Annotated in this window: 9 protein-coding genes; 5 read left to right on the top strand and 4 right to left on the bottom strand. The window is 69.9% G+C overall.

The window, feature by feature from the left end:
- Positions 1-2: 2 nt before the first annotated feature.
- From ACIREO_RS26540 to ACIREO_RS26525, 4 genes are all read right to left on the bottom strand, one after another.
- Positions 3-788 (bottom strand): amino acid ABC transporter permease, encoded by a 786-nt coding sequence (locus ACIREO_RS26540; protein WP_404114521.1) that lies wholly within the window; start codon positions 786-788, stop codon positions 3-5.
- Positions 789-802: 14 nt separating this feature from the next.
- A complete protein-coding gene (locus ACIREO_RS26535; protein ID WP_404114519.1) occupies positions 803-1,603 on the bottom strand; it encodes an ABC transporter substrate-binding protein in 801 nt (266 codons plus the stop codon).
- 181 nt (positions 1,604-1,784) lie between these two features.
- Entirely contained in the window at positions 1,785-4,052 is a 2,268-nt protein-coding gene (gene yicI / locus ACIREO_RS26530; RefSeq protein ID WP_404114517.1) for an alpha-xylosidase, read from the bottom strand.
- Positions 4,049-6,994, bottom strand: a complete 2,946-nt coding sequence (locus ACIREO_RS26525) for a glycoside hydrolase family 3 C-terminal domain-containing protein (RefSeq protein WP_404114515.1) — start codon at positions 6,992-6,994, stop codon at positions 4,049-4,051. The genes yicI and ACIREO_RS26525 overlap by 4 nt, the downstream gene beginning before the upstream one ends.
- Before the next feature lie 412 nt (positions 6,995-7,406).
- Here ACIREO_RS26525 and ACIREO_RS26520 point away from each other — a divergent pair, with 412 nt between their 5' ends.
- From ACIREO_RS26520 to ACIREO_RS26500, 5 genes are read left to right on the top strand one after another with little or no spacing between them, the layout of a single operon-like run.
- Positions 7,407-9,080, top strand: coding sequence for an extracellular solute-binding protein (locus tag ACIREO_RS26520; protein WP_404114513.1), 1,674 nt, complete (start codon positions 7,407-7,409; stop codon positions 9,078-9,080).
- 1 nt (position 9,081) lies between these two features.
- On the top strand, positions 9,082-10,098 hold the full coding sequence (locus ACIREO_RS26515; protein ID WP_404114511.1) for an ABC transporter permease: 1,017 nt from the start codon (positions 9,082-9,084) through the stop codon (positions 10,096-10,098).
- Positions 10,099-10,103: 5 nt separating this feature from the next.
- A complete protein-coding gene (locus ACIREO_RS26510) occupies positions 10,104-11,039 on the top strand; it encodes a carbohydrate ABC transporter permease (RefSeq protein WP_404114570.1) in 936 nt (311 codons plus the stop codon).
- Positions 11,040-11,081: 42 nt separating this feature from the next.
- Positions 11,082-13,058, top strand: a complete 1,977-nt coding sequence (locus tag ACIREO_RS26505) for a beta-galactosidase (RefSeq protein WP_404114509.1) — start codon at positions 11,082-11,084, stop codon at positions 13,056-13,058.
- On the top strand, positions 13,055-15,274 hold the full coding sequence (locus tag ACIREO_RS26500) for a glycosyl hydrolase family 95 catalytic domain-containing protein (protein WP_404114507.1): 2,220 nt from the start codon (positions 13,055-13,057) through the stop codon (positions 15,272-15,274). The genes ACIREO_RS26505 and ACIREO_RS26500 overlap by 4 nt, the downstream gene beginning before the upstream one ends.
- Positions 15,275-15,303 lie beyond the last annotated feature (29 nt).

Genomic DNA, 15,303 nt, shown 5'->3' with positions numbered 1-15,303 from the left:
GGTCACCTCGCCTTCGCCGTACGCGCTTCGAGCCGCCGGACCAGGTGGCCGAGCGGCAGAGTGATGATCAGATAGCACAGGCCGGCGATGAGGATCGGCGTCAGGCTGCGGTTCTGGTTCAGGGCGTCCCGGCCGAACTTGGCCAGTTCGTACTGGGAGAGCGACAGGCCCAGCAGATACACCAGGGACGAGTCCTTCGTCAGCAGGATCAGTTCATTGGTGAGCGGGGGCAGAACAATGCGCAGAGCCTGCGGGATGACGATGGACACCATGGCGCGGGTCTGCGACATTCCCAGCGAACGCGCCGCTTCCATCTGCCCCTTCGGGACCGCCTGGATTCCCGCCCGTATGGTCTCCGCCATATACGCCGCGCCGACCAGGCCGAGCGCCAGCATGACGGTCACATACTGGTTGATCGCCACCTGGAAGGCGAGCGGTACACCGAACCCCAGGGCGATGAAGACCAGCAGTGCGGGAACTCCGCGGAAGAACTCGATGTACGCGATGGCCAGCCAGCGGTACGGGGGGACGCGCGACAGCCTCATCAGTGCGAGCAGAAGCCCCACGGCCAGCCCGAAACCGAAGCCGAGCAGGGTGTAGACCACGGTGTTGAGCAGGGCGGTGGTAATGATGTCGGGGAACTGCGCCTTGGCGACACCGACATCGAAGAACGCCCGCCGGATCTCACCCCAGTCGGCGGCCAGGGCGACGACGAGCAGCACGGCGGCGAGGACAGCGTATTGGACACCCCGGATGGTGCGGGTGCGCTGCCTGCGGGATATGGGCATCGGTAGCGGTTTCCTCACTTCTTGGGAGCGGCGGGGAACCACTTCTTGTAGATCCGGTCATAACTGCCGTCGGATTTGGCGTCGGCGAGCACCGCGTCGATCTCCTTGCGCAGGGCGTCGTTTCCGGTGCGCACCCCGATGCCGTACTCCTCCCCCGTGTCGAACTCGGCGGTGACCTGGGTGCCCGGGTTCTTCCGCACGTATTCGAAGAGCACGCCGTTGTCGTTCACCGCGGCATCGACCTGTCCGGTCTTCACGGCCGTGAGCAGCAGAGCCAGGTCCTCGAACTGCACGGTCGTCACGCCCTGGGCGTTCTTCTGCGCGTACGTCTCTCCCGTGGTGCCCTGCTGGACCCCGAGCTTCTTTCCCTTGAGGCTTGCCAGCGAGGTGAAGGAGGAACCCTTCTTGGCGATCAGGGCCTGTGTGGCGTCGAAGTAGCCGACGGAGAAGTCCAGGTTCTTCGCGCGCACGGGGGTGATCGTCATGCCCGCCGCGGCCAGATCGCACTTGCGGGCGTTGAGGTCCTCGCCGGTCTGGATGCCTTCGAAGGGCGTGTCCACGATCTCCTGGGTGACCTTGAGCTTCTTGGCCACCAGGTCCACGAGGTCCACGTCGAAGCCGACGACGGCGTCGCCCTTGCGGATCTGGAAGGGTTCGTACGGCAGGTGTGTGCAGGTGGTGAGCTTGCCGGACTGCACCAGCTCCACTTCCGTTCCGCCGGACGCGGAGGGCTTGGTGCTGGTGCAGCCGGAGAGTACGGCGACGGCGGTGAGGGTGGCGGTGGCTATAACAGGCAGTGCGGAGCGAGCGGACACGACGTCTCCAGAGTTCGGCCGGTCAAACGACCCCACTTCGTCAGTGAGTTGCATTGATCTTGCCATCGGACGGGCCGGATTTCGCCTGTCGGGCTCGGGTTTCCGTGGCCTGACAGCGCCACAGAGGCCCGGCGCGTTCGCACCGGGCCTCTGGTGGCACTGCCTCGCCGCGCTCGCGCGGTCAGGCGACGGAGACGGTCGCCGTCCCCTCCCTCGCCGCCCCGGACTCCTCGACGATCACGCGGTAGGGGCGGTCCGTGCCCTCCGCCGTGACCCGCGTACCCGCGTCGTCCCGTACGACGCGGAATTCGGCCGCCGTGGCACCTGTCAGGTCCGGCACGGTGACCGTGCGCTCGTCCGGGCCGGAGCCGAAGACCCGCAGGGTGAGCCCGTCGAGCCAGTCGCTGTCCGGGCGCTGGTCGTCGGCGCCCCACGGGAGTGCGGCACCGTCCCTGACCAGCAGGGGGAGGCTGTCGAAACCGTGCGTCTCGTGGAGCCAGGCGGGGCCGGTCAGGCGCTCACCGGTGAGCAGCGAGGTCCAGGTGCCTTCGGGGACGTAGTACTCGACCTGTCCGTCCTCCGTGAAGACCGGGGCGACCAGCAGGTCCGGGCCGAGCATGTACTGCCGGTCCAGGGTGCGGGAGGCGGGGTCGCCGGGGAACTCCGCCAGCATCGGCCGCATCATCGGGATGCCCGTACGGTGCGCCTCGGCGGCCACTCCGTAGAGATAGGGCATGAGCCGGTGCTTGAGCAGGGTGAACTTCCTCGCCACGTCGACGGCTTCCTCGCCGAACTCCCACGGCACCCGGTAGGAGACGTTTCCGTGGAGCCGGCTGTGCGATGAGAGCAGGCCGAAGGCGAGCCAGCGCTTGAAGACCGCCGGGTCGGGGGTGCCCTCGAAGCCGCCGATGTCGTGGCTCCAGAAGCCGAACCCCGACAGGCTCAGCGACAGCCCGCCGCGCAGGGACTCGGCCATGGCGGTGAACGACGCGAAGCAGTCGCCGCCCCAGTGCACCGGGAACTGCTGCCCGCCCGCCGTCGCGGACCGGGCGAAGAGCACCGCCTCCCCCGCGCCGCGCTCCTTCTCCAGGAGCTCGAAGACGGTGCGGTTGTAGATCTGCGCGTAGTAGTTGTGCATCCGCTCCGGGTCCGAGCCGTCATGCCAGACGACGTCCGTGGGGATGCGTTCCCCGAAGTCGGTCTTGAAGCAGTCGACCCCCTGGTCGAGCAGCAGACGCAGTTTGTCGTCGTACCAGGCGCGGGCGGCCGGGTTGGTGAAGTCGACCAGGGCCATCCCCGGCTGCCACAGGTCCCACTGCCAGATGTCGCCGTTGGCCCGCCGCACCAGGTAACCGTGTTCGGCTCCCTCCGCGAACAGGACCGACTTCTGGGCGATGTAGGGGTTGATCCACATGCTGACGCGCAGCCCCCGCTCCTTGAGGCGGGCCAGCATCCCCTCCGGGTCGGGGAAGACGTCCGGGTCCCAGAGGAAGTCCGACCACTGGTACTCGCGCATCCAGAAGCAGTCGAAGTGGAAGACGCTCAGCGGGATACCGCGCTCGGCCATGCCGTCGACGAAGGAGGTGACGGTCTCCTCGTCGTAGGACGTGCAGAACGAGGTGGTCAGCCAGAGGCCGAAGGACCACGCCGGTGGCAGCGCGGGCCGTCCGGTCAGCGCCGTGTAGCGGGACAGGACGTCCTTCGGAGTGGGGCCGGCGACGACGTAGTACTCCAGCGACTGGTCCTCGACGCTGAACTGCACCTGTCCGACGGATTCCGAGCCGACCTCGAAGGAGACCTTGCCGGGGTGGTTGACGAAGACGCCGTAGCCACGGGAGGAGAGGTAGAACGGGATGTTCTTGTAGGCCAGTTCGCTGCTGGTGCCGCCGTCGGCCTGCCAGATGTCGACGGTCTGGCCGTTCTTCACGTACGGAGTGAAACGCTCGCCGAGACCGTAGACGTTCTCGCCGACGTCCAGGGCGAGTTGGGCGATCATGTGGTGGGTGCCGTCGGGTGTGGTCGCGAAGGCCGTCCCCTTCGGATCCACCCGGGTGAGTCGCCGCCCGTCGCCGTCGAGGAAGGTGATCCCCCAGGGGCCATCGCCGTCCATGCGCAACGTCAGGGGCCCGCTGGTGAGTTCGGTGAACCCGCCGTCCCTGCGGGTGCGGGCCGCCGGCCCGGTGCTGTCGTCCGCCAGGAGGGCGAAGTCCGGTCCGCGCCGGGCCCTGCCCGCGTGATGGGTGGCGCGTACGCCGATGACGCCCTCGGCCGGGGAGAAGCATTCGACCGTGATCAGCGGGGTGTTGAGCGTGTCCCCTCGTGCCGCGACCCGCCTGACCGCCGCGTAGGCGGTGAACCGGTCGTCCTCGACCCGCAGATCACGGATCTCGGTCGCGTACGAGGCGTGGACACCCTCACGCATCAGCCAGAAGCCGTCGGTGAACCTCATGCGGACTCCTTTCCGTGAACGACGTCGATGCGCGCGAGACGTACGGTCCCTTCGAGGTCGACGCACAGATCGCGCACCCCGCGGAGTTCGAGCGCGGCCTCGACGGCCTGGTAGTCGTACGGACCTCCGGTGGCCGGGAACAGGATCTTCAGGCTGTGCCCACCCCCGCTCACGGCGATGGTCCCCTCCCCCGAGACCAGGAACGTCAGTCCGGCCACGCCCTCCCCGAAGTCACACGCCCCGTACACGAGCCGCCCCTCCTCGCCGACGGAGACGGGCGCGACGGCGTCACCCTCCGTCTTCGTGCGATCGACGATCTCCGTGCCCCGCTGCCAGTCGTAGTCGGCGGCCTCCAGGCCGCGCGTCGCCACCGGGCGGGGGCCCTGCGCTTCGCCCTCGATAACCACCGTGGCGGTGAGCCGGATGTCGGCGCTCGACGCGGCCGCGAGGACGTCGTACCTGCCGGGCTCGACGGCCCACCGGCCGTGCGCCACGCTCCAGTGACCCAACTCCTCGACGGGAACGTCGAATTCGACGCGCTGCGCCGCGCCTGGCGCGAGGTGCACCCGGCGGTGGGCGGCCAGTCTGCGCAGCGGCAGGGGCGCGGGTGCGCCCTGGGTCAACGCGGGCCCCAGCCTGCGTCCCAGTCCCTTGTGGGCGGGCGGCTCCTCCCTCAGCGGTTCCGCCACCCGCACGTAGACCTGGGCCACCTCGTCGGCTGCGCGCTTACCGGCGTTGGTGACGGTCAGTGACACCCGGAGCCGTTCACCTTCCACCTCCGCCCGCAGCCCGGAGTAGGTGAAGTCGGCGTAGCCGAGGCCGTGTCCGAACGGGAAGAGCGGGGTGCCCCTGAAGTAGAGGTACGTCTGCCGGGAGCCGATGATGTCGTAGTCGAGCAGGCCGGGCAGATCGTCGCTCGCGTACCAGGTCTGCGGGAGCCTTCCCGCCGGGGACACGTCGCCGGCGAGGACACGGGCGAGCGCGGTGCCGGCGGCCTGGCCGCCGTGCGCGGTCCAGAGCAGGGCCGGAAGCGCGTCGGCCGCTTCCTCGACCGCGTACGGGTAGGCGGAGGTCAGCGCGAGAACCGTACGCGGGTTGGCGGCGTGCGCGGCGCGCCACAGGCGGTCCTGCTGGGCGGGGAGGGCGAGGGTCGTGCGGTCTTCGGTCTCACGGCCGTTGATGTGGGGGTCGTTGCCCGCGACGACGATCACGGTGTCGGCGGCTGCGGCGGCCCTGGCCACGGCGTCGGCGCCGTGCTCGACGGTCTCCAGCTCGAACACGGTGGCCTCGTCCGGGGAAGTCCTCTCGCCGGATCCGGCAACCTTCGCGCCGCCGGCGGCGACAGACACGTACCCACCGGTCCCCATGTGCAGAAGGCGGTGCCCGCCGTCGTGCCCCTCCACCGCTTCCAGGCGGAACGTCTCCTGGACGACCCAGCCGCCCGGCTCGTCCGCGGACGCCCTGACGTAGCCGTCGTCGGCGACGGAGAGGTACAGCCCTTCGTCGGTGCGCAGGGTGAGAACACCGTCGCCCCAGTCGACGAGGGCCAGTTCGGTGGGCTCCTCGCCGCAGGTCAGCGGGGGCAGGTCCGTGCGGCCGGCGAGAAGGGCCGGGTCGAGGGCGCCTTCCGCGCCCCGCGCCTCCCCTTCCGTCGCGCCGTCGGCCACGGGGACCTGGAGCCAGCCGTCGGAAAACTTCAGGCGGACCCGGTCCACGCCTTCCTCGAAGAGGACGTTCTCGGCGCCGTACCGCTCGCGGATGCCGTCGAGGGGCGACGAGCGGTGCATGAGGGTCCCGCTGTACCAGTCGAGCTTGCAGGCGTCGCCGAGAAGTCCGACCACCGCGACGGTCCGGCCCCGCTTCGGCTCCAGGGGCAGCAGGCCGTCGTTCTTGAGCAGGACGACGGCCTGTTCCGCGGCTTCCAGGGCGAGCGCCCGGTGCTCCTCGGTGTCCAGGGCGTCCACTCGCGCGTACGGATCGAGCTCCGGGTCGAACTCGCCGAGCGCGAAGCGCATGGCGAGCAGCCGGCGGACCGCCGTGTCGATGTCGCTCTCGTCGATGAGCCCCTTGGTGAGTGCGGCGCGGATGCGGCCGGTCATGACCGTGGAGTCCGTGCCGTGGTCGGTGAAGCTGTCGACACCCGCGTTCAGGGCGGCCGCGGTGGCCTGCTCGTGGGTCTCGAAGTAGTGCTCGGAGTCGACCAGGTTGGAGGGCGCCCCGGCGTCCGAGCAGACGACGAGCGGCTGGTCGGTCCAGCTCCGCAGGTGCTGTCCCAGCAGCGGAGAGACGTGGTTGGGGCGGCCGTTGACGAGGTTGTAGGCCGGCATGACCCCGGCCACCGCGCCGGCACGCACCGCGTCGCGGAAGGCCCGCAGGTCGTACTCGTGCAGGACGCGCGGGCGGACCGAGGAGGACGTGGTGTCGCGGTCGGTCTCGTTGTTGTGCGCGAGCCAGTGCTTGAGCACGGGGGCGGTGCGCCAGTAGCGGGGGTCGTCCCCGCGCAGTCCCCGGGTGTACGCGACGGCGATGGCGGAGGTCAGGGCGGGGTCCTCGGAGTACCCCTCCTCGCCACGGCCCCACAGCGGGTGGCGCAGCAGATTCACCGTCGGTGCCCAGACGTTGAGCCCGACACGGCCGTCCTGGGCGCGCTTGGCCCGTACCTCGTTGCCGACGGCCTCGCCGATCCGGCGGACCAGGTCGTCGTTCCAGGTGGCGCCGAGGCCGACGGCCTGCGGGAAGACGGTGGCCGGCCCCATCCAGGCGACCCCGTGCAGGGCCTCCTGGCCGGTACGGAACGGGCCGAGGCCCAGCCGCTCCACTGCCGGGGCGAACTGGTGCAGCATCGCGATCCGCTCGTCGAGCGTGAGCCGGCCGAGCAGATCGTCGGTGCGGCGTGAGAAGGACAGCTGCGGGTCGCGGAAGGGAAGCGGATGGTCCGTCACGTGCGGGTCCCCTTGGAGAGGTGGGAGGTTTTCGGGTCTGCGGGCGCCGAGTCGTCCATCGACGCGAGGAGAAGATCTTTCGAAGCGCTTCGATGCTCTTCGGCGAACCCCGCAGGTGTCAAGGGCACCACCGCACCGAAGAGGTCTTGCGCACCCAGCCGGAGCCGCGCCAAGGCGAGAAACGGTTCGGAAACAGGTCGGAGGAATATCGAAACGAACTCTTGTGTGGCCGGGACCCTTCACTTAACCTCGCTGCAACATCGAAGCGCTTCGACGAGGCAGTCCGTTGACCGCTTCAGCTCAGCCGGCGCAGCAGCGCCGGCTCGGCCGGTAACGCCCCCTACCTCAGACACAGGGCCGAGCGGCAACCGCCGCCGCGGGCCGTCCTGTTGCACCACGAAGGGTTGACCCCATGACGCCGAATTCCTCCTCCGCTCCCAGCCGGAGACGATTCCTCGCCTCCTCCGTGGCTGTCGCGGCAGCCGTGGGCGGCGGGTTGCCGCTCCTCGCCGCCTGCGGCGGCGGTTCCGGCGGTGCGAAGAACGAGGGCACGACCACGGGCAAGAAGCTGAAGGACCTCCTTCCCGCCTACGTGCCGTCGAAGGCGGTCACCCCGGACATCCCCAGCAAGAACGGCTCCGCGGTCGGTTTCACCACCGCGCTCCCGGCCGCCGAGCTGGCGGTCTCGGTGCCGAAGAAGCTCGGCAAGGGCAGCGAGCTGACGATCATGGCTCCGCTGTGGGGCACCTCGCCGGGTGAGGGCAATCCGTACTGGACGGCCATGGACGAGGCCGTCGGCGTCAAGGTCAAGTGGCAGAACCAGGACGGCAACGTCTACGGCCAGAAGCTCGGCGCGGTGCTCGCCTCCAGCAGCATCCCGGACGCCGTCGTCGTCCCCGGCTGGGAGCTGGGCGGCAAGATACCGAGCGCCATCGCCAACAAGTTCGCCGACCTCGGCCCGTATCTCTCGGGCGACAAGGTCAAGGCCTACCCGAACCTGGCGGCCATCCCCACCGGCGCCTGGCAGCGCGGGGTCTTCGCCGAGAAGCTCCGCGGCCTGCCCATGCCGGCCGAGGCGACTCCCAACATCACCCCCTTCTACCGCGCGGACATCTTCGAGGAGAAGGGGTGGGAGGTCCCGACCACCACCCGAGAGTTCTACGACCTCTGCAAGGAGATCAACGCCCCGAAGAGCAAGGTGTGGGCGTGCAGCGACATGACGTGGTCGGCGTTCGTCTTCTTCGGGGTGCTGCCGGAGAAGCCGTACTACTGGAAGCTCGTCGACGACAAGCTGGTCAACCGCTACGAGACCGACGAGTACCTCGAGGCGCTGGAGTGGTCGCGCTCGCTGCACTCGGCCGGCTTCGTGCACCCGGACGCCAAGGCCGAGACGGGTGACATGCGGACCACCTTCTCGTCCGGCAACGCCCTCATGTACAACGCGGACATCTCCGACTGGTACGCCGCCACCGCGATCCAGCGGCTGGACAAGCCGGGGTTCCGGATGGGGGCGATGGACTTCTTCGCCCACGACGGCGGCGCCCCGGTCATCTACGAGGCCGCCCCCTCCAACATCTGGTGCTTCGTCAACAAGGACGCGGACAAGAAGACGATCGAGGACATCCTCGCCCTCGCCAACTTCACCTCGGCCCCCTACGGCACCAAGGAGCAGCGTCTGAAGGCCTACGGCCTGGAGGGCACCCACCACACCCTCAAGGACGGCGTCCTCGTCAAGACGGAGAAGGGCAACAACCAGGTCTTCGCCACCTACGAGTACATCGCCACCTCGGCCCCGTTCCGCGCCTACCCCGACCACCCGGACGTGGTGAAGGGTGTCATCGAGTGGCAGCAACGCCAGGGCGCGCACCTGAAGAAGCCGCTCTTCCATGGGATGCAGATCCAGGAGCCGACCCGCTACACCGAGCTCAACGCGCAGTTCGAGGACCTCGAGAAGGACATCGTGCGCGGCCGCAAGAAGGTCGGTGACATGCAGCAGCAGGTCTCGGACTGGAAGACCAAGGGCGGCGACAAGCTCCGCGACTGGTACAAGAAGCTGCTCGACGAGACCGGTGAGTCGGCCTCCTGACATGTCACTGAGCACAGACGACCGGCGCGCGCAGGAGTCACGCACGCCGCCGGTCAAGACACAGGCGGACGGTGACCGGCCGGTCACCAAGGCCATGCCGCTGCGGCACCGGCTGCGCCGGGACCGCACGCTGCTGCTGATGACCCTGCCGGCGATGCTGCTGCTGCTGGTCTTCGCCTACGTCCCGCTCGCCGGCAACGTCGTCGCCTTCCAGGACTACGACCCGTACATCGCGGACAACGCGTTCCAGGCGATCACCCAGAGCCCCTGGGTCGGGTTCGAGTGGTTCCAGCAGATGGTGGACGACCGGCTGTTCTGGTCGGCGCTGCGCAACACCCTGGCGATCTTCCTCCTGCAGCTGACACTGTTCTTCCCGGTGCCGATCCTGCTCGCGCTGTTCATCAACAGCTTCGTGCGGCCCCGGGTCCGGGCGGTGGCGCAGGCGATCCTCTACCTGCCGCACTTCTTCTCCTGGGTCCTGGTCGTCACCGTGTTCCAGCAGATGTTCGGCGGCGCGGGTCTCATCGCGCAGACGCTGCGGGAGCACGGCCACGAGGGCTTCGACCTGATGACCGACCCCGGTCTGTTCAAGTTCCTGATCACCTTCGAGATGATCTGGAAGGACGCCGGCTGGGGCGTCATCGTCTTCCTCGCCGCCCTGGCCGCGGTCAGCCCGGACCTCTACGAGGCGAGCGCGATGGACGGCGCGAACCGCTGGCGCCGGATATGGCACATCACCCTGCCCGCCCTGCGCCCCGTCGTGGCCCTGCTGCTGGTGCTCCAGGTGGGCAACGCGCTGACCGTCGGCTTCGAGCAGATCCTGCTCCAGCGCACCGCGGTCGGGCCGGGCGCCTCCGAGGTGCTCGACACCTACGTCTGGAACGTCGGTATCACCAACGGCGGATTCAGTTACGCGGCGGCCGTCGGGATCGTCAAGGGAATCTTCGGTCTGCTGCTGGTCCTCGGGGCCAACAAGGTCGCCCATCTCATGGGTGAGCAGGGGGTGTACAAGAAGTGAGCAGCCTGCTCTCCGGCCTGACCGGCTTGGCCGGTGTGAAGCCGGGAACCCGAGGCCGTCTGCGTCCGGCGTGGGAGGAGGAGCCGTCGAGGACGGGACTCGCCTCCAAGGGTGTGGTCCTGGTCCTGATCTGCCTGGCCGTCCTCTTCCCGCTCTGGGTCGTGATCGTCACCAGTCTGTCCTCGGTGAAGACCATCACCGAGGCCGGCGGGCTGGTCGTGATCCCGCGCGGCGTCACGTTCGTCGCGTACCAGGAGCTCCTCGGCGGCGGCCAGGTCACCCGGGCGACCGTGATCAGCCTCTGTGTGACCCTGGTCGGGACGCTCTTCAGCATGACCGTGTCCGTCCTGTGCGCCTACGGCCTCTCGCGCAGCGGGTCGGTGCTGCACCGGCCGCTGCTGGTGTTCATGCTCGCCACGATGTTCTTCGGCGCGGGCCTCATCCCCACCTACCTGGTGGTCCAGGGGCTCGGTCTCACCGACTCCTATCTGGCGCTGATCCTGCCGAGCGCGCTCAACGTCTTCAACATCCTGGTCCTGCGCGCCTTCTTCATGAGTACGGCCCAGGAGCTCATCGAGAGCGCCCGGATCGACGGGGCCGGCGACTTCCGCATCCTGTGGCAGATCGTCATGCCGCTCTCCCGTGCGGTCATCGCCGTGATCACCCTGTTCTACGCCGTCGGCTACTGGAGCGCCTGGTTCAACGCGTCCATCTACATCAGCGACCCGCAGATGCTGCCGCTCCAGAACGTGATGAACCAGCTGGTACTCAAGCAGGAGCGTCCCACCGGCCTCGCCCAGGTCATCAACACCGGCCATCTGTCACCGCTCGCCATCCAGATGGCGGTCATGGTGCTGGCGCTGATCCCGGTCGCCTTCCTCTCACCGTTCGTCCAGAAGCACTTCAAGGAAGGCATGCTCACCGGCGCCGTCAAGGGGTGAGCCCTGCCGGCAGTTCACAACCCCAGTAGAGGAACGAGATCCATGCCGTCCCTGCACGACGCCACCCGTGGCCGCATCCTCTTCGGAGGCGACTACAACCCCGAGCAGTGGCCCGAGGAGGTGTGGGCCGATGACGTACGGCTGATGAAGGAGGCCGGGGTCAACTCCGTCACCGTCGGCGTCTTCTCCTGGGCGATGATCGAACCACGCCCGGGTGCCCGTGAGTTCGGCTGGCTGGACCGGCTGCTGGATCTCCTGCACACCAACGGCGTCGGCGTCGTGCTCGCCACCCCGACGTCCTCGCCGCCACCGTGGATGGGAGCGCTCCACCCGGAGACGCTGCCGCGGGCGGAGGACGGCTCGCTCGTCAGCTACGGGTCGCGGCAGCACTTCTGCCCGAGCTCACCGGTGTACCGGCGCTACGCCGCGGCCCTCACCGAGGATCTCGCGGCACGGTACGCGGACCATCCGGCGCTCACTGTCTGGCACATCAACAACGAGTACTGCACGCACTGCTGGTGCGACGAGACCGCCGCCCACTTCCGGCGGTGGCTGGCCGCCCGGTACGCCACCCTGGGCGCGCTCAACGACGCCTGGGGCACGGCGTTCTGGAGCCAGCGCTATGACACCTGGGCGGAGATCCTGCCGCCGCGCCGGGCGCAGTACATGCGGAATCCGGCTCAGGAACTGGACTTCAAGCGGTTCACCTCCGACGCCCTGATGGAGTGTTACGTCGCGGAGCGTGACATCGTCGCCCGGCACACCCCGCACATCCCGGTGACGACCAACTTCATGCCGCTGTGGTCGGGCCAGGACGCCTGGGCCTGGGCGGAGCAGGAGGACATCGTCTCCGTCGACGTCTATCCGGACCCGGTGGACCCGCTGGGCGGCCAGTACAACGCGATGCTCGCCGACATGACCCGCTCGCAGGCCCGTGGGCCGTGGATGGTGATGGAGCAGGCGGCCGGGCCGGTCAACTGGCGGCCCGTCAACCACCCGAAGCCGCCCGGACTCAACCGGCTCCGGTCGCTGCAGTCGGTGGCCAGGGGCGCGGACGCTCTCTGCTACTTCCAGTGGCGGCAGTCCCGGCAGGGCGCGGAGAAGTTCCACTCCGGGATGCTGAGCCATGCCGGTGAGCACGGCCGCACCTTCCAGGAGATCAAGCGCATCGGCGCCGAACTCGCCCTGATCGGGGGCGAGGTGAGCGGCTCCGGGGTGACCGCCGAGGTCGCCGTGCTGCACGACTGGGATGCCTGGTGGTCGAGTACCCAGGAGGGCCGGCCGTCCTCCCTCGTCTCGTACCCGGAGCTGGTCCAGGCGTGGCACCGGGGCCTGTGGGAGGGCGGGATCACGACGGAGTTCGCCCGTCCCGACGCCGACCTGAGCGCATACCGCATGGTGCTCGTGCCCCAGCTCCAGCTCCTCTCGGACGCGGCGACCGACAACCTCGTCGCGTATGTGCGGGGCGGTGGCACCCTCGTGTGCGGTTTCTTCACCGGCGTCGCGGACGTGGACGACCGGATCAGGCCGGGCGGCATGGACAGCCGGCTGCGTGAGCTGTTCGGCATCCGCACGGTGCACGAGTGGTGGCCCCTGGACGCGGGCTCCGCGGTGGAGTGCGACGGCTTCCGCTCCACCCTGTGGTCGGAGGAGCTGGAACCCGACGGCAGCGCGGAGACGGTGGCCGCGTATCGCGGCGGGGAGCTGGACGGGCTTCCGGCCGTCCTCCGCAAGGGCACGGCGTGGTACGTCTCGACGCTGCCGGAGCCCGAGGCGCTGCGCGGCCTGCTCGTCCGGGCGGCGGCCGAGGCCGGCGTGCGCCCGGTGCTGGAAGGGCTGCCCGCCGGGGTGGAGGCGGTGCGCCGCGGCGAGCTGCTCTTCCTGCTGAACCACGGCCGGTCCCCCGCAGCGGTGAAGCTGCCGGGCCTCCACCTCGATCTGCTCACGGGCGCCGAGTCCGACGGCTGTGTGGAACTGGACCGCTACGGCGTGGCCGTCCTCAGAGACGCCTCCGCATGATCGACGGTACGTGGGAGCCCTGCCCCGCCGCCCGCTGGGAGGACGCGTTCCTCAGCGGCAACGGCCGCCACGGGGCGATGGTGTACGGCGATCCGGCGGACGACCAGGTGATCGTCAACCACCACACCCTGGTGCGGCCCAACGGCAGCGAGGACCTGCTGCCGCCGGAGCTCGCCGACGGGCTCGGCCGTCTCCAGGACGCGCTCCTGGCCGGCGACAGGACGGCGGCCGAGGACTTCGGCGCGGGGTGCCCGCTGGTGTGGGTGCAGCCCTTCCACCCGGCGTTCCGGACGCGCGTGCGCCGCACCCGGGGGCTGCACGAGGCGGTCGCCGGATACAGACGCGAGGTCGACTTCACCACGGGCGAGGTGACCGCGTCGTACGAGGCCTGGCGCAGCGGCGTCTTCGTGTCGCGGGCCGACGACGTGGTCGTGCAGCAGGTCACCGACCTCGGGCTGACCGCCGACCTCGTCCTCGACCACTCCCTGCCCGGCGCCCCCGCACATCTGGCGGTCGGCCGCTCCACCGTGCTGACCCCGGACGGCGCGCGCCTGGCGCTGCGGGTGGGCTACCCGGGCAGCGGACTCGGGTACACGGGGGTCACGGTGGCGCGGGTGGACGGCGGCCGGGTGTCGGTGGCCGGTGAGGGCATCAGGATCGAGGGGGCGCAGAGCCTCACGCTGACGACCAGGGTCGTCCGGGGCGCCGGCCCGCCGGATCTCGGGGAGCTGTGGGCGGCTCTGCCGTGCGAGGACTACGCCGGCCTGCTGGCCCGTCACCGGCCGCTGCACCGGACCGCGTACGGGCGGGCCTCCCTCGTGCTGCGGGACGCCGCCCCTGAGCGGGAGCTGGCCGGCAGCGAGCTGCTGCGTGCCCCGAAGTCGCCCGCGCTGCTCGAGCGGCTCTTCGCGGCGGGCCGCTACCATCTGCTCTCCTCCTCGGGGCTGCTGCCGCCCCGGCTGACCGGCCTGTGGACCGGCGACTGGGACACCGCCTGGTCCGGAGCGTTCACCACGAACGCCAACCTCAACCTGCAGATCGCCTCTGCCGCGACAGCGGCCCTCCCGGAAGTCACCGAGGCCCACGCAGCGCTGGTCCACGGGCAGTTGGCCGACTGGCAGGACAACGCGCGGGCGCTCTTCGGGGCCCGCGGCATCGTCGCGCCGTCCCACACGGACGGTGCGTCGGGCCACACCCGGCACTTCCAGCGCGCCTATCCGCTGCATCTGTGGACGGCCGGTGCCGACTGGCTGCTGCAGCCGCTGCTGGAGCACGCCGAGGTGACGACAGGCCGCCCGGACGCGGCTCTGACCGGCGCTCTCGTCGAAGCTGCGCTGTTCTACGAGGACTTCCTCAGCCGCGAGGACCCGGACGGGAACGTTGCCGTCGTGCCCTCGTACTCCCCGGAGAACCGGCCGGCCAACGCGAGCTGGGGCACGGTGAACGCCACGATGGACATCGCCGCGGCCCGCCACGCCCTGACGACGGCCGCCGAGCACGCCCCCGGGCACCCGTCGGCCGGCATCTGGCGGTCGCTCGCGGACCGGCTCCCCGAGTACTCCGTGAACGAGGACGGAGCGCTCGCCGAGTGGGCGTGGCCGGGTCTGCGCGAGACGTACGACCACCGCCATCTGAGCCACCTCTACCCGGTGTGGCCGCTGGACGGGATCAATCCGTACGACACCCCGGAGCTCGCCGCGGCCGCGCACCGCGCGCTGGAGCTGCGTGGTTCGGAGAACGACTCCGCCCACGGCCATCTGCACCACGCGTTGATCGCCGCCCGGCTGCGGGACCCGTCCCGGGTGTCGGCGGCCCTGGACGCGGTGCTGGGCGGCGACTTCTTCCACGACTCCCTGATGAGCGCTCACTACCCGTCCCGGAACGTCTACAACGCGGACGCGGCCCACACCCTGCCCGCGGCCGTGATCGAGTCGCTCGTCCAGTCGACGCCCGGCCGCCTGGTCCTGCTGCCCGCCGTGCCGGCGGCGTATCCGGCGGGTGAACTCCGGGGCCTGCGCACACGGTTCGGCGCACATCTGGACCTGCGGTGGTCGGAGGACGGCGCCACCGCCGTCCTGCGTCCCACCCGCGACGCCCGCGTCGACCTGCGTACGGGCGACGGGCTCGCCCTCACCGAGACCTCCGCCGGAAACCCGCCGGCTCCGCTGGAGCTGACGGCCGGCGTGGACCGCGTCCTCACCCTGGGGGCGCGGTAGCAGCCCTCCATCCCCACATGGAAGGAACA

Origin of the sequence: Streptomyces sp. NPDC102441, assembly GCF_044765585.1 — a bacterium.
Lineage (GTDB): Bacteria > Actinomycetota > Actinomycetes > Streptomycetales > Streptomycetaceae > Streptomyces.
The sequence above is the reverse complement of the archived record's forward strand: the minus strand, read 5'-3'. Positions and strand labels throughout refer to the sequence as shown.

Excerpts from the sequence above, each read along its gene's own strand:
- ACIREO_RS26520 (WP_404114513.1), top strand. The coding sequence starts at position 7,407 with ATGACGCCGAATTCCTCCTCCGCTCCCAGCCGGAGACGATTCCTCGCC.
- ACIREO_RS26505 (WP_404114509.1), top strand. The coding sequence starts at position 11,082 with ATGCCGTCCCTGCACGACGCCACCCGTGGCCGCATCCTCTTCGGAGGC.
- yicI (WP_404114517.1), bottom strand. The coding sequence starts at position 4,052 with ATGAGGTTCACCGACGGCTTCTGGCTGATGCGTGAGGGTGTCCACGCC.
- ACIREO_RS26515 (WP_404114511.1), top strand. The coding sequence starts at position 9,082 with ATGTCACTGAGCACAGACGACCGGCGCGCGCAGGAGTCACGCACGCCG.
- ACIREO_RS26500 (WP_404114507.1), top strand. The coding sequence starts at position 13,055 with ATGATCGACGGTACGTGGGAGCCCTGCCCCGCCGCCCGCTGGGAGGAC.
- ACIREO_RS26540 (WP_404114521.1), bottom strand. The coding sequence starts at position 788 with ATGCCCATATCCCGCAGGCAGCGCACCCGCACCATCCGGGGTGTCCAA.